This window comes from Saccharomonospora sp. CUA-673, from assembly GCF_001942305.1.
In the GTDB taxonomy this organism is placed as follows: domain Bacteria; phylum Actinomycetota; class Actinomycetes; order Mycobacteriales; family Pseudonocardiaceae; genus Prauserella.
Genome location: NZ_MKKE01000039.1, coordinates 14,690 through 34,209, shown reverse-complemented (window position 1 = coordinate 34,209; position 19,520 = coordinate 14,690). Strand labels below are relative to the sequence as shown.

The 19,520-nt window shown below is 66.7% G+C and carries 24 protein-coding genes and 2 pseudogenes; 17 read left to right on the top strand and 9 right to left on the bottom strand.

The window, feature by feature from the left end; translation table 11 throughout:
• Positions 1-163 precede the first annotated feature (163 nt).
• Positions 164-1,489, top strand: a complete 1,326-nt coding sequence (locus BJF85_RS17710; RefSeq protein ID WP_369822207.1) for a DUF222 domain-containing protein — start codon at positions 164-166, stop codon at positions 1,487-1,489.
• Positions 1,490-1,499: 10 nt separating this feature from the next.
• Here the strand turns inward: BJF85_RS17710 and BJF85_RS17705 are convergent, their stop codons facing one another.
• Positions 1,500-1,979 carry a MarR family winged helix-turn-helix transcriptional regulator gene (locus BJF85_RS17705; protein ID WP_075849130.1) on the bottom strand — a complete coding sequence of 160 codons (480 nt, stop codon included), beginning with the start codon at positions 1,977-1,979 and terminating at the stop codon, positions 1,500-1,502.
• An 88-nt stretch (positions 1,980-2,067) separates the two neighbouring features.
• On the opposite strand from BJF85_RS17705, the gene BJF85_RS17700 reads away from it, so the two are divergent.
• Positions 2,068-2,514 (top strand): nuclear transport factor 2 family protein, encoded by a 447-nt coding sequence (locus BJF85_RS17700; protein WP_075849137.1) that lies wholly within the window; start codon positions 2,068-2,070, stop codon positions 2,512-2,514.
• Positions 2,515-2,517: 3 nt separating this feature from the next.
• On the opposite strand, the gene BJF85_RS17695 is transcribed toward BJF85_RS17700, so the two are convergent.
• The 8 genes from BJF85_RS17695 to BJF85_RS17660 all read right to left on the bottom strand — a co-directional run bounded on the left by BJF85_RS17695 (position 2,518) and on the right by BJF85_RS17660 (position 8,780).
• Complete coding sequence (locus BJF85_RS17695) at positions 2,518-3,249, bottom strand: hypothetical protein (RefSeq protein WP_075849129.1); 732 nt, start codon at positions 3,247-3,249, stop codon at positions 2,518-2,520.
• Positions 3,246-3,965, bottom strand: a complete 720-nt coding sequence (locus BJF85_RS17690) for a hypothetical protein (RefSeq protein WP_139320691.1) — start codon at positions 3,963-3,965, stop codon at positions 3,246-3,248. The genes BJF85_RS17695 and BJF85_RS17690 overlap by 4 nt, the downstream gene beginning before the upstream one ends.
• A gap of 13 nt (positions 3,966-3,978) precedes the next feature.
• On the bottom strand, positions 3,979-5,124 hold the full coding sequence (locus BJF85_RS17685) for a WXG100 family type VII secretion target (RefSeq protein ID WP_139320690.1): 1,146 nt from the start codon (positions 5,122-5,124) through the stop codon (positions 3,979-3,981).
• Entirely contained in the window at positions 5,117-5,467 is a 351-nt protein-coding gene (locus BJF85_RS17680; protein ID WP_075849123.1) for a hypothetical protein, read from the bottom strand. The genes BJF85_RS17685 and BJF85_RS17680 overlap by 8 nt, the downstream gene beginning before the upstream one ends.
• Complete coding sequence (locus BJF85_RS17675; RefSeq protein WP_075849121.1) at positions 5,464-6,060, bottom strand: YbaB/EbfC family nucleoid-associated protein; 597 nt, start codon at positions 6,058-6,060, stop codon at positions 5,464-5,466. Before BJF85_RS17675 ends, BJF85_RS17680 begins: the two co-directional genes overlap by 4 nt.
• A 343-nt stretch (positions 6,061-6,403) precedes the next feature.
• The gene (locus tag BJF85_RS17670) at positions 6,404-7,558 is read right to left on the bottom strand and encodes a WXG100 family type VII secretion target (RefSeq protein WP_075849119.1); all 1,155 of its coding nucleotides are present in this window, start codon (positions 7,556-7,558) and stop codon (positions 6,404-6,406) included.
• A gap of 9 nt (positions 7,559-7,567) precedes the next feature.
• A complete protein-coding gene (locus BJF85_RS17665; RefSeq protein ID WP_075849117.1) occupies positions 7,568-7,900 on the bottom strand; it encodes a hypothetical protein in 333 nt (110 codons plus the stop codon).
• A gap of 172 nt (positions 7,901-8,072) precedes the next feature.
• Positions 8,073-8,780 (bottom strand): hypothetical protein, encoded by a 708-nt coding sequence (locus tag BJF85_RS17660; protein WP_075849115.1) that lies wholly within the window; start codon positions 8,778-8,780, stop codon positions 8,073-8,075.
• A 547-nt stretch (positions 8,781-9,327) separates the two neighbouring features.
• On the opposite strand from BJF85_RS17660, the gene rpsL reads away from it, so the two are divergent.
• From rpsL to rpsQ, 15 genes and pseudogenes are all read left to right on the top strand, one after another.
• A complete protein-coding gene (rpsL, locus tag BJF85_RS17655) occupies positions 9,328-9,702 on the top strand; it encodes a 30S ribosomal protein S12 (RefSeq protein ID WP_030532894.1) in 375 nt (124 codons plus the stop codon).
• Positions 9,702-10,172: a 30S ribosomal protein S7 gene (rpsG, locus tag BJF85_RS17650; protein WP_030532893.1), complete on the top strand. Its 471-nt coding sequence runs from the start codon at positions 9,702-9,704 to the stop codon at positions 10,170-10,172. The genes rpsL and rpsG overlap by 1 nt, the downstream gene beginning before the upstream one ends.
• 89 nt (positions 10,173-10,261) lie before the next feature.
• Positions 10,262-12,359, top strand: a pseudogene (gene fusA / locus BJF85_RS17645) (elongation factor G).
• 126 nt (positions 12,360-12,485) lie between these two features.
• A pseudogene (tuf, locus tag BJF85_RS17640) lies at positions 12,486-13,678 on the top strand (elongation factor Tu).
• A 372-nt stretch (positions 13,679-14,050) separates the two neighbouring features.
• Positions 14,051-14,356: a 30S ribosomal protein S10 gene (rpsJ, locus tag BJF85_RS17635; RefSeq protein WP_028848712.1), complete on the top strand. Its 306-nt coding sequence runs from the start codon at positions 14,051-14,053 to the stop codon at positions 14,354-14,356.
• Positions 14,357-14,386: 30 nt separating this feature from the next.
• Positions 14,387-15,043 (top strand): 50S ribosomal protein L3, encoded by a 657-nt coding sequence (gene rplC, locus BJF85_RS17630; RefSeq protein WP_075849113.1) that lies wholly within the window; start codon positions 14,387-14,389, stop codon positions 15,041-15,043.
• Positions 15,040-15,732: a 50S ribosomal protein L4 gene (rplD, locus tag BJF85_RS17625; RefSeq protein WP_075849111.1), complete on the top strand. Its 693-nt coding sequence runs from the start codon at positions 15,040-15,042 to the stop codon at positions 15,730-15,732. Before rplC ends, rplD begins: the two co-directional genes overlap by 4 nt.
• Positions 15,729-16,037 (top strand): 50S ribosomal protein L23, encoded by a 309-nt coding sequence (rplW, locus tag BJF85_RS17620; RefSeq protein ID WP_075849109.1) that lies wholly within the window; start codon positions 15,729-15,731, stop codon positions 16,035-16,037. The genes rplD and rplW overlap by 4 nt, the downstream gene beginning before the upstream one ends.
• A 14-nt stretch (positions 16,038-16,051) precedes the next feature.
• Positions 16,052-16,888, top strand: coding sequence for a 50S ribosomal protein L2 (gene rplB, locus BJF85_RS17615; RefSeq protein ID WP_075849107.1), 837 nt, complete (start codon positions 16,052-16,054; stop codon positions 16,886-16,888).
• 18 nt (positions 16,889-16,906) lie between these two features.
• Entirely contained in the window at positions 16,907-17,188 is a 282-nt protein-coding gene (rpsS, locus tag BJF85_RS17610; RefSeq protein ID WP_075849106.1) for a 30S ribosomal protein S19, read from the top strand.
• Between the two features lie 30 nt (positions 17,189-17,218).
• The gene (gene rplV, locus BJF85_RS17605; protein ID WP_075849104.1) at positions 17,219-17,629 is read left to right on the top strand and encodes a 50S ribosomal protein L22; all 411 of its coding nucleotides are present in this window, start codon (positions 17,219-17,221) and stop codon (positions 17,627-17,629) included.
• A complete protein-coding gene (gene rpsC, locus BJF85_RS17600; RefSeq protein ID WP_075849102.1) occupies positions 17,629-18,492 on the top strand; it encodes a 30S ribosomal protein S3 in 864 nt (287 codons plus the stop codon). The genes rplV and rpsC overlap by 1 nt, the downstream gene beginning before the upstream one ends.
• 3 nt (positions 18,493-18,495) lie before the next feature.
• Positions 18,496-18,915, top strand: a complete 420-nt coding sequence (gene rplP / locus BJF85_RS17595) for a 50S ribosomal protein L16 (RefSeq protein WP_075849100.1) — start codon at positions 18,496-18,498, stop codon at positions 18,913-18,915.
• Entirely contained in the window at positions 18,915-19,166 is a 252-nt protein-coding gene (gene rpmC, locus BJF85_RS17590; RefSeq protein ID WP_030532883.1) for a 50S ribosomal protein L29, read from the top strand. Before rplP ends, rpmC begins: the two co-directional genes overlap by 1 nt.
• Positions 19,163-19,444, top strand: coding sequence for a 30S ribosomal protein S17 (gene rpsQ, locus BJF85_RS17585; protein WP_075849098.1), 282 nt, complete (start codon positions 19,163-19,165; stop codon positions 19,442-19,444). The genes rpmC and rpsQ overlap by 4 nt, the downstream gene beginning before the upstream one ends.
• The last annotated feature ends 76 nt before the right edge of the window (positions 19,445-19,520 follow it).

Below are 19,520 nucleotides of genomic sequence, written 5' to 3'. Positions count from 1 at the left end.
CTGCAGTCAGGGCGCAAGGTTTTCGGGTTTGGCTGCGGTTTCGTTGTGGGTTGCGCCCTGACTGCAGTGTGATGGTTTGGTTTTAGGTCGACGGGATGACACTTCGCGGGGGCGGATTTGTGGGTGGGTTGGTTGGCGGAGTTGGCCTTGCTTCGCTTCGGCGGTGGCGTTTTTCGGGGACGTGTGGGTCACTTTGCGTAGTGGTTCTTCGTCATGCTTGTGGGTGGTTATTGTCGATCAGTTGTTCGGTATTATTGGCTGCGTGAGAGATGTTGAGGGGATTGTCGACGAGGCTCGGTCGGTGCTTGCTTTGCGGGCTCGGGCTGATGCTGCTGAGGTGTCGTTTCTTGCTTCGCTCGACGACGGGTCGTCGTCTGATTCGCTGGAGCGGCGGTCGCTGGCTGAGGCGCTGGCGCCTGAGCTTCGACTGTCTCCGCAGGGTGTTTTGGATCGGATTCATACCGCTTTGGCTTTGACTTATCGCATGCCTCGGCTGTTGCAGTCGATGCGCGAGGGGCGCGTGGATCGGTATTGCGCTGAACGGGTGCTGAACGTTGTCGCGCCGATCTCCAATTCCGATGCCCTTGAGGTCGATCGACTACTTGAGGAGAAGCTTTCTCAATTGTCGCTGACTGCGTGGCAGCCGCGGAACATGACCTGGCACGCGTCGCAGATCGTCAAACAGGTCGACCCTGACGCCGAGACCGCCGCCGCGCGCATGGCGCACGAAGGTCGGAAGGTCACGCTCGAACACGGGGTCTACGCCCAATCGCGCCTGTCGGCCGATCTGCCCTCGGACGTCGCTTCGGCCGCGTACGCGCGCGTCGACGCGATGGCTCGGAAGCTTCGACTGTCCGACTCCTCGCGGAACCTCGACCAACTCCGGGCCGACGTGTTCGCGGACCTGTTGCTGGGCAACAGCCCCGGCGTTCAGGTGCCGCAGTCGGCCGCGATGGTCTACCTCCACATGCCCATCGACGCCGCCCTCTCGATGTCCGAGACGGGAGTCTCGATCGACGGTGTCGGACCGATCCCGGCGACCTATGCCCGCGAGATCATGACCAACCCCAAGTCGGTGTGGCGGAAGGTCCTCTGCGACCCGGCCACCGGCAACCCTGTTGACCTGGGCCGGAAGTCCTATCGTCCGAATTCGACGATCCGCAAGGTCGTCGAGGTCCGCGACCGCATGTGCGTCGTGCCGTGGTGTCGACGTCCCGCCCGGCACTGCGACTTCGACCATCAGAAACAGTGGGCCAAGGACGGTGGCTCGACCTCGACCGACAACGCCGCGCCCCGATGTCGCCGACACCACGGGCTCAAGAATGCCCCCGGATGGATCCACGACTACGACCCACTGCACGGCACGTCGTCGGTCACGACCCCGCTCGGCGTCACCTACACCGACAAGCGCGAACCCGTCCTCCCGCCGCGATCGTCAGATCCGGACGACCCGCCCGACCCGAACGACGACGACCCGCCACCGTTCTGACGACCGCTGCTCACTGCTCCGGCTCGTTCAGGCGGGCGTTGATTCGTTCCAGCAGCGCGAAAAGTTGGGCCCGCTCGCCGGCGTCCAGCGGCGCCATCACGTGCTCGTTGACGCCGTCCAGGACGCGGCCCAGCTCGTCCAGGCGGGCGTGGCCGTCGTCGGTGACGGTGATGACGTTGCGGCGCTTGTCCACAGGGTCCGGGCTGCGCTCGACGAAACCGGCGGAGGCCAAATCGTTGAGGACACTGACCAAATCGCTCGAGTAGATCCGCGTCCACGTCGACAACGTCGACTGGCTCGCCGGGCCGAACTCGGCCAACGTCGCCAACACGACGAAATGATCCTTGCGCGCGCCCACGTCGCCCAACGCCTCGTTCGCCACTCGGCGCAACTGCACCGCCGTCATCCCCACCAAGCGCGACAACTGGCCCCTGAGCCTCGGTGGAGTCTGCTCGCCACGATCGAAACGCAGATCATCGCCCGTCTCCATGTCGACACCCTAACCCTTGCGTTAGTCCCACTAACGACCTACGTTCACTAGCGAATCTAACGTTCGTCGAACCAATGGAGTGACCGTGATGGACGAACAGAGACTCCGCGAGTTCGCGGACCGCGCCGAGCTGGCCGACCTCGTCGCGCGGCACAGCGCGTGGATCGACGAGGGACGCTTCGACGACACGACCGCGCTGTTCACGCCCGACGTGGTCGTGACGTCGATACGTGGGCGGGCGGAGGGCATCGCCGAGCTGGTGGAACTCGCGCGCAGGAGTCACGAACGGTACGTGCGCACGCTGCACAGCAAGTCGAACCTGATCATCGACATCGAGGGCGACACAGCAATCGTGCGGGCGCACGACATCGCGGTGTTCGTCCTCGACGACGCCACCCAGTCGATTGCGGCGGGCGTCCACGTCTACGGCGCGCGGCGCACCGACGCGGGCTGGCGCTTCGACCGCCTCGACATCACCCCGCTCGCCCTCACCGAACCCCTGCCTACCGACCCGGCGGTGGCGCCGGGCCGGTAACCATCATCGTCGGTAGTCCCAGGCTTGGCGGGGGAGACGGTCGACGACGTCGACGAGGGGGTTGATGAACCGCAGCATGGCGGCCGGTTCGAGCTTGCCTTCGCGAGCGGTCCAGAGGCAGTGGGCCTGGAAGATCATCCAGGACTGGGCGCAGCGCGGGTCGGTCATGAGGAACTCGAGGACCGGGCCCTGCAGGAGGACGCGGGCGAACCGTTCGTCCTCGGCGGTGATGCGGAAGGCCTGGTCGAACTGGTTGCCCAGGGTGATCTCGGGGAACTGGTCGCCGGCGCCGCGGTAGCGCGTCAGTTGGCGGGCGTTGAGCTGCACCACCGGCCAGGGCGGCGTGCGCACCTGGAACAGCTGCTCCGAGCGGTAGACGGCGCGCGAGTTCGACGTGCTGCTGACCCTGACCGTGCAGTCGACGGCCTGCACCTCGTGGCCGCGGTAGTCGAACTGGATGCCGTCGTCCCATTCGTGGCGGCGGGTGGTGCCCCACATGTCACGGTCCGAGGAGGGCACGATTCCCCACGCCGGTGGGGTGCCGACCTTGCCGCTGAACTGCCGCGCCTGCACCTGGTCGAGGAACGAGGCCATCGACTGCGTGCTCTTCTCCTTCTCGGTCCGCTGCTGGGGTTTCTCGTGCCGGATGCTGCGCACGACGACGAACGTGAGTAGGAAGCACAGCGCCCAGAGGATGAGGACGCCGATGAACGGGCCGACCACGTCCTGCATCATCGCGGCGCACCTCCCGGCTGTGCGGGCACGTGGGCGAACAATGGTGACCGGTCGAGCAGGTCGATCAGCGTGTCCGCGCCGACGCAGGCCACGTCGGTCGTCAGCTGGGCGGGCATGCGCAGCCAGGCGACGCCGCGCTCGAACGAGATGTGCTTGTGGTGGTAGCGCGTGTCCGAGGTCAGGTATTCGACGATCGGCGCGGTCAACAGCGAACGCGCGAAGCCGTCGTCGTCGGTGAACACGGCGAGGGAGTCGTCGAACTTCTGGTGTCCGATGTGGACCTGGCGCATGCCCGTGGTGTCGGGCTGGTGCGGTTCACGTTGGTGTGCCGCGGATCCCAGCAACCGGAGGCGGGGCGTCGGTGAGGCGCGCACCTGGACGTAGGTCCAGGGATAGGTGACGGGCGCACCGTCCGGGCCGGTGCCGTACACCGTGTGCCGCAACGCCAGCACCTCGCGCCCGCGATAGTGGAACGCGACCGCCACGTCGGCCGGCGCCGCACCCTGCCGCAGAGGCGGTGGGACGAACCCGAACGGCAGCCGCGCCAGGTCCTGCGGGCCGAACGCGGCGACCGACGCGAACTCCCGGCGGAACTCGGCGTCCAACGTGCCCGCGAGGCCGCCCGGCCGTTTCCGCGCCGGCTTCCAGCCGACGACAAACCCCGCAACCAGCGCCATCACGGCGCCCACGATCGCGACGATGCCCATGACTGCCATGCGTCGGTTCGCCTCAGAAGTCGAGGTTGCCGCGGATTCGGCTGTCGGACTGCTCCTCGCCGACGTTCTGGTACTCGGCCTGATCCTTCGCGTTGCTGATCTGGTCCTGTTCGTGGTCGTTGAGGGTCTTGACGAAGCCCGGAATCTTGCTGACGTCGCTTTCGAGGATGTCGCCACCCTCCTTGACGTCGATGCCGGTCGTCTGCTTCACGGTCTCGTTGGCGCCCTCCTTGAGGACCTCCGTGCCGATCTGCTTCCACGTGTCGCCGGTCGTCATGCCCTCGGTGAAGCCGCCCTTCTCGAGGGCCTTCCCCGCGGCGTCCTTGAGACCCTGCGACGAGCCGAGGCTCTGGAACGAACTCTTGATCTTGGCGAACCAGTCCTTGATCTTGCCGAGGAGCTGCTGGAGCTTCGAGACCTTCTGGCTGGTGTCGGCGACCGTCGTGGTCGCCTTGACGCCGGTTGCGGTGCCGGCTGCGGCGGTCGACCCACCGAACGTCGGGCCGGCCGCGAGCAGGGCGGGCACCCAGGTGAGGATCAGCCACTTGACGAACTCGGTGATGATCGCCTTGATGACCTCTTCGATCACCTGCATCACCATCGCCGACTGCTGCAGCACCTCGGCGACGTTGCCGGCCTTCGACGCGACACCCGCGATCCCGTCGGCGAAGGCGGCGAGCCGTCGGCCCGCGGCGTCGGCACTGTCGCCCTGCCAGCTGCCCAGCGCCTCGTTGGACACCGATGGGAAGTCCTCGCTCATCGACTGGAAGGCCTGACCGATCTGGCCGAAGTTGCCCGCGGCCTGCTCCAGCGCCGGGCCGTCCCCGGTGACCGCCTTGAGCATGTCATCGAGCGGCTGGATCACCGACAACAGGAAGTCCAGCCCCTCGCCGATGAGCCAGCCGAGCGGGTCCTCGGCGATCTCGCCGGCCAACCCGCCGACCTCGCTGATGAACGCGGCGCTGTCGATGGCGAGCGTCTTCGTCCAGTTGGCGGCCTCGAACGCGTCCTCGCCGGGGCCCTCACAGAACTTGCTGACCAGGTCCACGCCGCTGCCGACGACCGGTGTGTTCTCCGCGATCGCACCGGTGTTGATGAGACCCGAGTCGTCGCTCGTCTCGATGTTCACGTCCTGGGTGACGTCGTTTACCTCAGCCAACCTGCGGCCCCCCTTGCGCGGCGTTGATGTTGGTCAGGGCCTGATTCAGTAGGCGAGCGACCTCGCGTTCCTCGGTCTCGTACTTCTCCGCCGAGCTGTTGATCTTCTCCGACGCGGAATTGAGCCCGTCCAGCATGTCCTTGATGTGCGAGTTCAACTCGTTCAGCAGGTCCGTGTACCCCTGCTTCGTGAACAGGCCGACGATGCCCCACGACTCGTCGCCGACATCGGCCTGATGCACGTTCTGCGCGAGCTCCTGCGTCTGCCCCTTGTACTGGCCCAGGTTCTGGGTATAGCCGCGGAGATGCTCCGGGTCGAGACCGAACCCGCTCGCCCCGCTCATCGGCGGCCCTCCTCGTCGTTGAACAGGTTCTTCAGGAAGTCGTCGCCCGCGGAGGCGCTGCCGGAGCCGGAGGACGGGGGCGGGGTGGCGGCGCCGCTGTCGCCGTCGCCGTCGAAGACGCTCTGGTGGGAGTAGTCCTCGTGGTACTCCTCCTCGGCGGGGGTGCCGCCGCGCGCGGGCATCTCGTCGGCCATGCGCTGACGGAGCTCCTCGGGCGCGATCCCGAACGCTTGGGCCTGCGTCTCGATGACCTGGTCGGTGACGTTCAGGCCCATGCCGCCCATGTGGCTGTCGACGATGCCCGCCTGCTTGCGCGCGGCCTCGGCCACGGCCTCCTGGAGCGTCGACTTGATCGCCGCGGCCAGCGCCTGCGGCGGCTGGTTCATGGCCTTGTCGGTGAGCTGGATGTCCATCACCGCGCCGCCGGGACCCGCCACGACCGTCACCGACCGGTCGGCGTTCGACGCCGTCGCCTGGAGCTCGGACAGCTCGCTCTGCATGTCCGCGACGCCGGACATCTGCTCGTCGATGCGGGTCAGCTTGGACTGAAACTTCTCGAACTCTGCGACGAGCCGGTCGAACTCCGCTGACATGTTGCCCTCTCCCTCACCACACGGTGTACGCCTCGGTCAGGCGCCGTCCTCGACGCCCGGTGAGCCCATCCTCTCGAACGAGGCCGGGCCGGCGCCTCCGGTGCTCCGGCCCTCTTTCCGGGTCCCTTTGACGACGGGCCGGGGAGTTCGGTTTCGTCGTTCGATCGCATTCGGCTCACCCCGCGCCGCACAGCGTGTCCTCGCCGCCGAACTGTAGCGGACCGAATACGGCCGAGGGGGCTGCTTCACAGGAAGAGGTGGCCCTTTCGGCGCAGTTCGGCGAAAGGACCACCTCGACGGATGTCCGTTTTGTGAAAATGCCTCGGGAATGGGGCGGTTTCGATTACATGCGGAGTTGCCGCTCGGTCTCCTCCGCCGAATCGCCACTGCCGATGTTGCCGGCGTCGTGGGCCTCCTTGAGGTCCTGTGCGCCGTCGGTGAGCGTGCCGTAATGGTCGTTGATGGCCTTGGCGGCGCCCGCGCCGTCCGAGACGGGCTTCGTCGGGTCGATGCCGAAGGTCTGCTTGCCGAGTTCGCCGGCTCCCGCTTTGGCTGCTTCGGTCGCGATCTTGCCCAGCTTGCCGCCCACGCCGTCGATCTTGCTCAGCGTCTTCGCCTTCTCGGAGAGCGTGGCCGGCTTGACCCCGAGGCGCTGCCCCAGCTTGACCATGCTGCTGCCGAATCGCTGGAAGAACGCGAAGATCTTGTCGAGAACCTGGCCGAGTTTGCCCAGTTTCGACGTCACGTTGGACACCGTGGAGGCCGCCTTGGGGGCTGTCGCGGCGCCCGCGGCCGCCGTCGACGCGCCGGCCGTGGGCACGGCCGCGGCGAGGGCCGGCACCCACAGGGCGATCAGCCAGGAGACGATCTCGGTGATGATGGCCTTGATGACGGCCTCGATGACCTCCATGATCATCGACGACAGGCGCAGGATCTCGACGACCCCGCCCGCGCTGGTGGCGACACCCTCGATGCCCGCCGAGAAGTCGGCCAGGGCGTTCTTCGCCGAGCTCGCGGCCTCGCCGTTCCAGTCCTGCAGCGCCTCGTCGGCCACCGTGCGGAACTCGCCCGCGTACTCGACCAAGCCCTCGGCGATGGCCGTGAAGTCGTCCGCCGCGTCGTCGAGTCGCGCACTGTCGCCGGTGACCATGTTCAACGCGTCCTGAAGCGGTGTGATCACGCTCAGCAGGAAGTCGAGACCGTTGCCGACCAGCCAGCCGGCGGGATCGAGTACCGCCGAGGCAGCCTCCATGCCGCACTCGGCGACGAAGCCGGCCGCGTCGGTCGCGACGTCCGCGCAGTGCAGCATGATGTCGGCGGCGTCCGGGTCCTCGGGAATGCCCTGCCAGATGTTGGTGACGGTGTCGTAGCCGCTCATCGCCGTCTTCACGCCGGGCGTGTTGCCGGCGATGTCACCGGGGCTGCCGAAGAAACCGCCGCCCGAGTCGCCGTCGGTGCTCAGGTCGATGTTGCCGGAGATGTTGTTGACCTCGGTCATGGCGGCCCCCTACACGCGCGTCTCGGTCGTGGTCTGCACGTTCACCTCGTGCTGGCCGAGCGTGAACAGGTTGTCGTCCTCGCAACCGCGGTAGATCCGTGCCGCCAGTTCCATCTTGTCGGAGGTCGTGTCCAGGCCCTCCTTCATCGTCTCCAGCAGGTTCTTCAGCTCGGCCAGGGCCTCGTCGTACTTGCCCTTCGTCATCAGGCCGACGAGCCCCCACGCGTCATCGGGAACGGCGGCCCGTCCGGTGAGGTCCTCGAACTCCGTCGCCTGCTCGCAGAACGACTGCAGGTTGTTGCCGTAGTTCTCCAGCGCCTCGATCTCGACCTGGAAACTCATCGCCCGTCCCCTCTCGCTCCGACGTTGTTCCTGCGACGTGAGGGGAGGCCCCGACGGTCCCCCATAAGGGGCATTATTCGCGAATGCGACAGACCGGCTCAATGTGACATGGATTGAGCAGGGGAATGTGCAGCCGGTCGGTGCTGCTGTTCGGTGTTGCTGGTCGGCGTTGCTATTGGTCGGCCTGCCGTTGCTGCCGGTCGACGAGACGGGCGATCTCGATGAGCAGGTCGGCGCGTTCGGTGAGTCCCCGGGGTCTCAGGCGGTTCGGGGAGTCCGTCGAGAGGACGCCCCGGACGAACGTGACGCGCGGCAGGTGCGATCCGCGCTTGTGCCGGTGCAACAACGCGGCCAGCTCCGGCGTCACGATGCGGTGCGCGAACTCCGCGTCGTGGGTCAGGGCGCGGAGGTCCTTGAGTTTGCCCCCGCTGGTCGGCAGGTCGGTCACGACCGGCGTGGGCTCCCGGGTCTCCGGGTCGAAACCACTGCCCAGGTAGTTGCCGACCATCAGGTACGGCGCGTCCGCGGGCAGTGGGCCGACGACCTGGACGACGCCCTCGTGGTGCCGGTTGTCGTTGACGCCGCCGGCGGGCCACTCGGCCGCCAGCACGCGCGTCGTCCCGCGGGTGAACTCCATGGCGTAGGAGAACGGGCGGCGGGCGTGATGCGGATTGGGGAAGTAGCCGAAGCTCGGCATGTCGGTGCCGGTTCCGGTTCCCGTGCTCCTGCCGTACTCGATCGCACCGACCTGGCGGGCGAACTCGGCCCGCTCGGCTGCCAGTCGCACCGACGTCCTGCGCGCGGCGATCGCCCAGCCGACCACCGTCACCAGGCCCAGTCCGAACAGGACCGCGAGGACAACGCCGGGGTGCAGGTTCACGGGGCCGCCTTTCGTCACGGGTGCGCGGCGCGCGGATCTCGGCCGGATCCTCGAAGCCGGCGCGTTCGCGCGCTAGGGTGAGGACAGTATTCGTCGATATCCACCGACGTCGATATCAACCGACACCGAGCAGCATGGTCGACATACCCGCTGCTACCGCCGTGGCGACCCGCCGCCGGCGCTCGTCCGATCGGCCGAGCCGCCGAGTTGTCACGCCGCGCGAGGTCTTAGGGACCCCCGGGTCGTCGCTATCTGCATGGCCGGGTATCTTTGACATCTGTGCCCGGCACGCTGCTGGGCTGCTCCGTGTGCCGTCGTGGCCGCGGGCCGGATTTTCATGTCCTGCCCTGGCCGGTCGACGGCGGGCGAGCTCCGGAAAGTCGTAACTCCGGAAATCCCGACGGGAGTTCACGGGTCGTTCGCGACCCATGGCACGGGCCGACACGCCCGACCGCGGGGACCGGGGAGACAGAGCCACACACAGACATGGAGAGCCATACAGCTGACGCTGTAGAGCTTTTACAGACGCGAGAAGAAGGCTGGTCCATTGCCCACGATCCAGCAGCTGGTCCGTAAGGGCCGCCAGGACAAGGCTGCCAAGCAGAAGACCGCGGCGCTCAAGGGGAGCCCGCAGCGGCGCGGCGTGTGCACCCGCGTCTACACCACCACGCCGAAGAAGCCGAACTCGGCGCTCCGCAAGGTTGCGCGTGTCCGGCTGACCAGCGGCATCGAGGTCACCGCCTACATCCCGGGCGAGGGCCACAACCTGCAGGAGCACTCGATGGTGCTCGTGCGCGGTGGTCGTGTGAAGGACCTCCCCGGTGTCCGCTACAAGATCGTTCGCGGTTCGCTCGACACGCAGGGCGTGAAGAACCGCAAGCAGGCGCGCAGCCGGTACGGCGCTAAGAAGGAGAAGAGCTAATGCCCCGCAAGGGTCCGGCCCCGAAGCGGCCGCTGATCGCTGACCCGGTCTACGCATCGCCGCTCGTCACCCAGCTGATCAACAAGGTGCTGACCGACGGCAAGCGCTCGCTGGCCGAGCGCATCGTGTACGGCGCACTGGAAGGCGCTCGCGAGAAGACCGGCACCGACCCGGTCGTCACGCTGAAGCGCGCCCTCGACAACGTCAAGCCTTCCCTCGAGGTGAAGAGCCGGCGTGTCGGTGGTGCCACATACCAGGTGCCCATCGAGGTCAAGCCCGGCCGCTCGACCACCCTTGCGCTGCGTTGGATCGTCACGTTCGCACGCCAGCGCCGGGAGAAGACGATGATCGAGCGTCTTCAGAACGAGCTGCTCGACGCGAGCAACGGCCTCGGGGCCAGCGTGAAGCGCCGCGAGGACACGCACAAGATGGCCGAGTCCAACAAGGCCTTCGCGCACTACCGCTGGTGAATCGCCACCACTGAAGGAAACCGACGCCCGGTCGACGTGAATGATCGAGCCAGTGCCGGGCCCCACGCTTGAGACAGGGGAACATTCAAGTGGCACGTGACGTGCTGACCGACCTGAAGAAGGTCCGCAACATCGGCATCATGGCCCACATTGACGCCGGTAAGACCACCACGACCGAGCGGATCCTGTTCTACACCGGGATCAACTACAAGCTCGGCGAGGTGCACGACGCGCCGCCACGATGGACTGGATGGAGGAGGAGCAGAAGCGGGGTATCACCATCACCTCGGCTGCCACCACCACCTTCTGGGGCGACTACCAGATCAACATCATCGACACCCCGGGCCACGTCGACTTCACCGTCGAGGTGGAGCGCAGCCTGCGCGTGCTCGACGGTGCCGTCGCCGTCTTCGACGGCAAGGAAGGCGTCGAGCCGCAGTCCGAGCAGGTGTGGCGCCAGGCCGACAAGTACGAGGTCCCGCGCGTCTGCTTCGTCAACAAGATGGACAAGCTGGGCGCCGACTTCTACTTCACCGTCGGCACCATCGAGGAGCGCCTCGGTGCCCGGCCGCTGGTCATCCAGCTGCCCATCGGCGCGGAGTCCGACTTCCAGGGTGTCGTCGACCTCGTCCAGATGAAGGCCCTCACCTGGCGCGGTGACGTCAAGAAGGGCGAGAGCTACGAGGTCGAGGACATCCCGGCCGACCTCGCCGACAAGGCCGCGGAGTACCGCGAGAAGCTGGTCGAGGCCGTCGCCGAGTCCGACGACGAGCTCATGGAGAAGTACTTCGGCGGCGAGGAGCTGACGGAGGCCGAGATCAAGTCCGGCATCCGCAAGCTCACCCTCGCCCGCGAGGCCTTCCCGGTGCTCACCGGCTCCGCGTTCAAGAACAAGGGCGTGCAGCCCATGCTCGACGCGGTCATCGACTACCTGCCCGCGCCGCTGGACGTCCCGCCGGTCGAGGGCACGCTGCTCGACGGCGAGACCCCGGCCTCGCGCAAGCCGGCCACCGACGAGCCGTTCGCCGCGCTGGTGTCCAAGGTCGCCGTGCACCCGTTCTACGGCAAGCTGACCTACATCCGCGTCTACTCCGGCAAGGTCGCCTCCGGCTCCCAGGTCGTCAACGCGACCAAGGACCGCAAGGAGCGCATCGGCAAGATCTTCCAGATGCACTCCAACAAGGAGAACCCGGTCGACGACGCGCAGGCCGGCCACATCTACGCGGTGCAGGGCCTGAAGGACACCACCACCGGTGAGACCCTCGCCGACCCGCAGAACCCGATCGTCCTCGAGTCGATGACCTTCCCCGAGCCCGTCATCAAGGTGGCCATCGAGCCCAAGACGAAGGCCGACCAGGAGAAGCTGTCGACGCGATCCAGAAGCTCGCCGAGGAGGACCCGACGTTCCGGGTCAGCCAGGACGACGAGACCGGCCAGACGATCATCGAGGGCATGGGCGAGCTCCACCTCGAGGTCCTGGTCAACCGCATGAAGACCGACTTCAAGGTCGAGGCGAACATCGGTAAGCCGCAGGTGGCTTACCGTGAGACCATCCGCAAGGCGGTCGACAAGTTCGAGTACACCCACAAGAAGCAGACCGGTGGCTCCGGTCAGTTCGCGCGGGTGATCATCAAGCTCGAGCCGCTGACGACCGGCGATGGCGCTCTCTACGAATTCGACAACCAGGTGACCGGTGGCCGCATCCCGCGGGAGTACATCCCGTCCGTGGACGAGGGCGCGCAGGACGCCATGCAGTACGGCGTCCTGGCCGGCTACCCGCTCGTCGGGTTGAAGCTCACCTTGTTGGACGGTGCGTACCACGAGGTCGACTCTTCGGAGATGGCCTTCAAGGTCGCCGGCTCCGTGGCGCTCAAGGACGCCGCGCGGCAGGCGTCCCCGGTACTGCTGGAACCGATGATGGCCGTCGAGGTCACCACACCCGAGGACTACATGGGTGACGTCATCGGTGACTTGAACTCCCGCCGTGGCCAGGTTCAGGCCATGGAGGAGCGGTCTGGCACGCGTGTCGTCAAGGCGCTCGTGCCGCTGTCGGAGATGTTCGGGTACGTGGGCGACCTGCGGTCCAAGACCCAGGGTCGTGCCAACTACACGATGGTCTTTGACTCCTACGACGAGGTTCCGTCGAACGTCGCGAAGGAGATCATCGCCAAGGCGACAGGGGAGTAACTCCCACCAGCACCCAATGCGGGCGGAAAAGGGGCCTCCCCTAAGGTCCGCGCAACCGACCAGATCGAGTCGCGATCGGCGCAGCCACGCCGGGAGCGAGCAAGTACAGTCCAGGAGGACATTCCAGTGGCGAAGGCGAAGTTCGAGCGGAGCAAGCCGCACGTCAACATCGGCACCATTGGTCACGTCGACCACGGCAAGACCACGCTGACCGCGGCGATCACCAAGGTTCTTCACGAGAAGTACCCGGAGCTGAACCAGTCCCGCGCGTTCGACCAGATCGACAACGCGCCGGAAGAGAAGCAGCGCGGCATCACGATCAACATCTCGCACGTCGAGTACGAGACCGAGCAGCGTCACTACGCACACGTCGACGCCCCCGGTCACGCCGACTACGTGAAGAACATGATCACCGGTGCCGCCCAGATGGACGGCGCGATCCTCGTGGTCGCGGCCACCGACGGCCCCATGCCGCAGACGCGTGAGCACGTGCTGCTCGCCCGTCAGGTCGGCGTGCCCTACATCGTCGTGGCGCTCAACAAGTCCGACATGGTCGACGACGAGGAGATCCTCGAGCTCGTCGAGATGGAGTCCGTGAGCTGCTGTCGGACCAGGAGTTCCCCGGTGACGACGCCCCCGTCGTCAAGGTCTCCGGTCTCAAGGCCCTCGAGGGCGACGAGAAGTGGACCGACGCGGTTCTCGAGCTCATGCAGGCCGTGGACGACAACATCCCCGAGCCGGAGCGCGCTGTCGACCAGCCGTTCCTCATGCCGGTCGAGGACGTCTTCACGATCACCGGTCGCGGCACGGTCGTCACCGGCCGCATCGAGCGTGGCGAGGTCAAGCTGAACGAGGACGTCGAGATCGTCGGCATCCGCGAGAAGGCCACCAAGACCACGGTCACCTCGATCGAGATGTTCAACAAGCTCCTCGACTCCGGCCAGGCCGGTGACAACGCGGCGCTGCTGCTCCGCGGTATCAAGCGCGAGGACGTCGAGCGCGGCCAGGTCGTCGTGAAGCCCGGCACCACGACTCCCCACACGGAGTTCGAGGGTTCGGCCTACATCCTGTCCAAGGACGAGGGTGGCCGTCACACGCCGTTCTTCAACAACTACCGCCCGCAGTTCTACTTCCGTACGACCGACGTGACCGGCGTCGTGACCCTCCCCGAGGGCACCGAGATGGTCATGCCGGGCGACAACACGGAGATCAAGGTCGACCTGATCCAGCCGATCGCCATGGACGAGGGTCTGCGGTTCGCCATCCGTGAGGGTGGCCGTACCGTCGGCGCCGGCCAGGTCACCAAGATCATCAAGTAATTCGCACCCCCGGGTGCGGGTGCCATGTTTCGGTATGGCATCCTATTTAGGTTGCTCGACGCGGGGCGGCCGATTCTGTGAAAGATCGGAATCGGCCGCCCTGGCGCGAGCGTCCTGGGCTCACGGCCGCCATCGCAGGCTGTGAGTCGGAAGTGATCCGCCTGCCGGTTTCCCGGCAGTGATCACTTCACCGAGAGAAGACCCAGGGCACGCCAATGATCCTGCGGGATCGGTCTGCGCGTTAAGGGCGACACGCCCGACCGCGTGGACCGGAGGCCGAGGCGTTGACGTGCAGAAACCTCCAATGAGGCCCGCTACGGACCTTACGAGGCTTCAGACAAGCGGCACGAGACGAAGGAACGAGCTGCCACCATGGCGGGACAGAAGATCCGCATCCGGCTCAAGGCCTACGACCACGAGGCGATCGACTCGAGTGCGCGCAAGATCGTCGAGACGGTCACGCGCACCGGCGCCTCTGTGGTGGGGCCGGTGCCGCTGCCCACTGAGAAGAACGTTTACTGCGTCATCCGCTCGCCGCACAAGTACAAGGACTCGCGCGAGCACTTCGAGATGCGCACCCACAAGCGACTGATCGACATCGTGGACCCGACGCCGAAGACGGTCGACGCGCTCATGCGCATCGACCTGCCGGCCAGTGTCGACGTGAACATCCAGTAGGCGTTGGGCTAGCGGCGGAGATAAGAACTCATGTCTGACAGGCAAGTGAAGGGCATTCTGGGCACGAAGCTCGGCATGACGCAGGTCTTCGACGAGAACAACCGGGTCATCCCGGTGACCGTCGTGCAGACCGGGCCGAACCTCGTCACCCAGGTGCGCAATCAGGAGAAGGACGGCTACGCGGCCGTGCAGCTGGCCTACGGTGCCATTGACCCGCGCAAGGTCAACAAGCCCGAGACCGGTCACTTCGACAAGGCCGGCGTGACGCCGCGGCGCCACGTCGCCGAGCTGCGCACGTCCGACGCGGACACCTACGAGGTCGGTCAGGAACTGACCGCCGAGGTGTTCGACGACGGCGCGGTCGTCGACGTCACCGGTACGACGAAGGGCAAGGGCTTCGCCGGCACGATGAAGCGACACGGCTTCTCCGGCCAGGGCGCGAGCCACGGTAACCAGGCCAACCACCGGACGCCGGGTGCGATCGGTGGCTGCGCCACCCCGGGCCGTGTGTTCAAGGGCGTGCGGATGTCGGGCCGGATGGGCAGCAACCGGGTCACCACGCAGGGTCTGACGGTGCACCAGGTGCGCGCCGACGACGGCCTGCTGCTGATCAAGGGTGCGGTTCCCGGTCCGAAGGGCGGCCTTCTCTTCGTCCGTAGCGCCGCGAAGGGTGGTGTGACCGCATGACCGCGACGATCGAGATCAAGACTCCGGCCGGCAAGGCCGAGGGCTCGGTGGAGCTGCCCGCGGAGATCTTCGACGTCCAGGCCAACATCCCGCTGATGCACCAGGTCGTGGTGGCTCAGCTGGCCGCTGCCCGCCAGGGCACGCACGACACGAAGACCCGCGGTGAGGTCTCCGGCGGTGGCGCCAAGCCGTACCGCCAGAAGGGCACCGGCCGCGCCCGTCAGGGCTCGATCCGCGCCCCGCAGTTCACCGGCGGTGGCACGGTGCACGGCCCGACGCCGCGCGACTACTCGCAGCGCACCCCGAAGAAGATGAAGGTCGCCGCCCTGCGCGGTGCCCTGTCGGACCGGGCGCGCAACGAGCAGGTGCACGTCGTCACCACGCTGGTCGAGGGCGAGCAGCCCTCCACCAAGGAGGCGAAGAAGACCCTGGCCGCGCTGACCAACGGCAAGCGCGTGCTCGTGGTGCTGCACCGCGACGAGGACCTGCAGTGGCGCTCCGCCCGCAACCTCACGAACGTCCACCTGATCACGGCGGACCAGCTCAACACCTACGACGTGCTGGTCAACGACGACGTGGTCTTCAGCAAGGCGGCGCTCGACGTCTTCCTCGCCGGCCCCGCAAAGGGCAAGGGCGCGAAGGCTTCGGCGACCTCCGGCGAGGTCTCGGAAGGGAGTGACCAGCAGTGAGCTCGGTGGCTATCCCCGACCCGCGTGACATCCTCATCGCGCCGGTGATCTCCGAGAAGTCCTACGGACTGCTCGAGGACCAGCAGTACACCTTTGTGGTCCGCCCCGACGCCAACAAGACCCAGATCAAGATCGCGGTCGAGCAGGTCTTCGGCGTCAAGGTCATCAGCGTGAACACGATCAACCGTTCCGGCAAGCGCAAGCGCACCCGGTACGGCTTCGGTAAGCGCAAGGACACCAAGCGCGCGATCGTCACGCTGTCGCCCGAGAGCAAGCCGATCGAGATCTTCGGCGCAGGCGCGTAAGGGACTGAGAAGACATGGGCATCCGTAAGTACAAGCCGACCACCCCGGGCCGTCGCGGCTCGAGCGTGGCTGACTTCTCCGAGATCACCCGGTCGACGCCGGAGAAGTCGCTCGTCAAGCCGGTCACCAAGACCGGCGGTCGCAACTCCGGTGGCAAGATCACCACCCGGCACAAGGGTGGTGGCCACAAGCGCGCCTACCGGATCATCGACTTCCGACGCAACGACAAGGACGGCGTTCCCGCCAAGGTCGCGCACATCGAGTACGACCCCAACCGGTCGGCTCGGATCGCGCTCCTGCACTACGCGGACGGCGAGAAGCGCTACATCATCGCGCCGGACAAGCTGAAGCAGGGCGACCCGATCGAGAACGGCCCGAGCGCCGACATCAAGCCGGGCAACAACCTGCCGCTGCGCAACATCCCGGTCGGCACCGTGATCCACGCGATCGAGCTCCGCCCCGGCGGCGGCGCGAAGATCGCCCGTTCGGCCGGCGCCCGCGTGCAGCTCGTCGCCAAGGACGGTCCGTACGCCCAGCTGCGGATGCCCTCGGGCGAGATCCGCAACGTGGACGTGCGCAACCGCGCCACGGTCGGCGAGGTCGGCAACTCGGAACACTCCAACATCAACTGGGGTAAGGCCGGTCGCAGCCGCTGGCGCGGCAAGCGCCCGACCGTCCGTGGTGTCGTCATGAACCCGGTCGACCACCCGCACGGTGGTGGTGAGGGTCGCACGTCCGGTGGTCGCCACCCGGTGAACCCGAACGGCAAGCCGGAAGGCCGCACCCGCGGTCGCAAGGAAAGCGACAAGATGATCGTCCGCCGCCGGAAGACCGGCAAGAAGAAGCGCTGAGCAGGGAGGTAGAAGAACATGCCGCGTAGCCTGAAAAAGGGCCCTTTCGTGGACGACCACCTGCTCAAGAAGGTGGACGCGCTCAACGAGTCGGGCAAGAAGACCGTCATCAAGACCTGGTCGCGTAGGTCCACGATCATCCCGGACATGCTGGGTCACACCCTCGCGGTGCACGACGGCCGCAAGCACGTCCCGGTGTTCGTGACCGAGGCGATGGTCGGACACAAGCTGGGCGAGTTCGCCCCGACGCGGACCTTCAAGGGTCACGTCAAGGACGACCGCAAGTCTCGTCGCCGCTGAAGCAGCGCACCTTAAGAGAAGGAAGTAACGATGAACGCGCGTAACGACGCGGTAGCCGAGCAGGACACCCTGCCGACGGCTTTCGCTCGCGCTCGGTTCGTCCGGGACTCGCCGACCAAGGTGCGCCGGGTGATCGAGCTGATCAAGGGTCAGAGCGCGAACGAGGCTCTGACGACGCTGAAGTACTCCCCGCAGGCCGCGGCGTACCAGCTGTCGAAGGTGCTCGCCAGTGCGATGGCGAACGCCGAGAACAACCTGGACCTCGACCCCGACACGCTGTGGGTGAAGAACGCCTACGCCGACGAGGGGCCGACGCTCAAGCGGATTCAGCCGCGCGCCCAGGGCCGGGCCTACCGGATCCGCAAGCGCACGAGCCACATCACGGTCGAGGTTGAATCCCGTCCTGAGGCGAAGAAGAGCAAGAAGGCAGGTGGCCGGTAGTGGGCCAGAAGATCAACCCGCACGGCTTCCGGCTCGGGATCACCACGGACTGGAAGTCCCGCTGGTACGCCGACAAGCAGTACAAGGACTACGTCGCCGAGGACGTGAAGATCCGCAAGCTCCTGTCCACGGGCATGGAGCGGGCCGGCATCTCCAAGGTGGAGATCGAGCGCACCCGGGACCGGGTTCGCGTCGACATCCACACCGCCCGTCCGGGCATCGTCATCGGACGTCGTGGTGCCGAGGCCGACCGCATCCGCGGTGCGCTGGAGAAGCTGACCGGCAAGCAGGTGCAGCTGAACATCCTCGAGGTCAAGAACTCCGAGGCCGACGCCCAGCTCGTCGCGCAGGGCATCGCCGAGCAGCTGTCCAACCGTGTCGCGTTCCGCCGTGCCATGCGCAAGGCGATCCAGACGTCCATGCGGTCGCCGCAGGTCAAGGGCATTCGCGTGCAGTGCAGCGGTCGTCTCGGCGGTGCCGAGATGTCGCGTAGCGAGCACTACCGCGACGGTCGGGTCCCGCTGCACACGCTCCGCGCCGACATCGACTACGGCTTCTTCGAGGCTCGTACGACGTTCGGCCGGATCGGCGTGAAGGTGTGGATCTACAAGGGCGAGCTCGTCGGTGGCCTCAAGGCCAAGGCCGAGCGTGACGCCGCGGCCGCCTCCGAGCGTGCCCCGCGTCGCGAGCGTCCCCAGCGGCGTCGCAGCGGTGCCTCGGGCACCACGCCGACGTCGACCGAGGCCGGTCGGGCCGCCGCTCAGGATTCCGGCTCCGGCGCAGCCAAGGCCGACACAGACGTCGCGTCCGCGAACGCCCCCGAGGTCGCTTCGCCGGACGCAGCAGAGAAGACGGAGGGCTGAGGCGTGCTCATCCCACGCAAGGTCAAGCACCGTAAGCAGCATTCGCCGAAGCGCAAGGGCGCTGCCAAGGGCGGCACCAAGGTCACCTTCGGTGAGTACGGCATCCAGGCGCTCGAGCACGCCTACGTGACGAACCGGCAGATCGAGTCCGCTCGTATCGCCATGACGCGCCACATCAAGCGTGGCGGGAAGATCTGGATCAACATCTTCCCGGACCGTCCGCTCACGAAGAAGCCGGCCGAAACCCGCATGGGTTCCGGTAAGGGTTCGCCCGAGTGGTGGGTGGCCAACGTCAAGCCGGGCCGCGTGATGTTCGAGATGAGCTTCCCGAACGAGGCGGTGGCCCGCGAGGCCATGCGTCGCGCGATCCACAAGCTGCCGATGAAGTGCAGGATCGTGACCCGGGAAGGGAGTGAGTTCTGATGGCGGCAGCAGGAGTTGCTGCGTCGGAGCTGCGTGAGCTGACGGCGGAAGAGCTCGTGCTTCGGCTGAAGGAGTCCAAGGAGGAGCTGTTCAACCTCCGGTTCCAGATGGCCACCGGCCAGCTCGACAACAACCGCAGGCTCCGTACGGTCCGCGCGGACATCGCGCGCATCTACACCGTGATGCGCGAGCGCGAGCTCGGTCTCTCGATCGCGCCTGACGAGACTGACGAGAGTGAAGGTGCCGCATGAGCGAGCAGGTTCAGAAGGCCGACTCCGGTCGGAACTACCGGAAGGTCCGGGAGGGCCTCGTGGTGTCCGACAAGATGGAGAAGACCATCGTCGTTGAGCTCGAGGACCGCAAGAAGCACCCGCTCTACGGCAAGGTCATGCGCTCGACGAAGAAGATCAAGGCGCACGACGAGGAGAACACGGCCGGCGTGGGCGACCGCGTCCTCGTGATGGAGACCCGACCCCTGTCGGCGACCAAGCGGTACCGCCTGGTCGAGATCCGCGAGAAGGCCAAGTAATCAGGGGGCCGCAACAGCCCCATTCGTTCCGCCAGGCTCGGGGCACGACCCCGAGAACCGGCGCGACATACAGGAG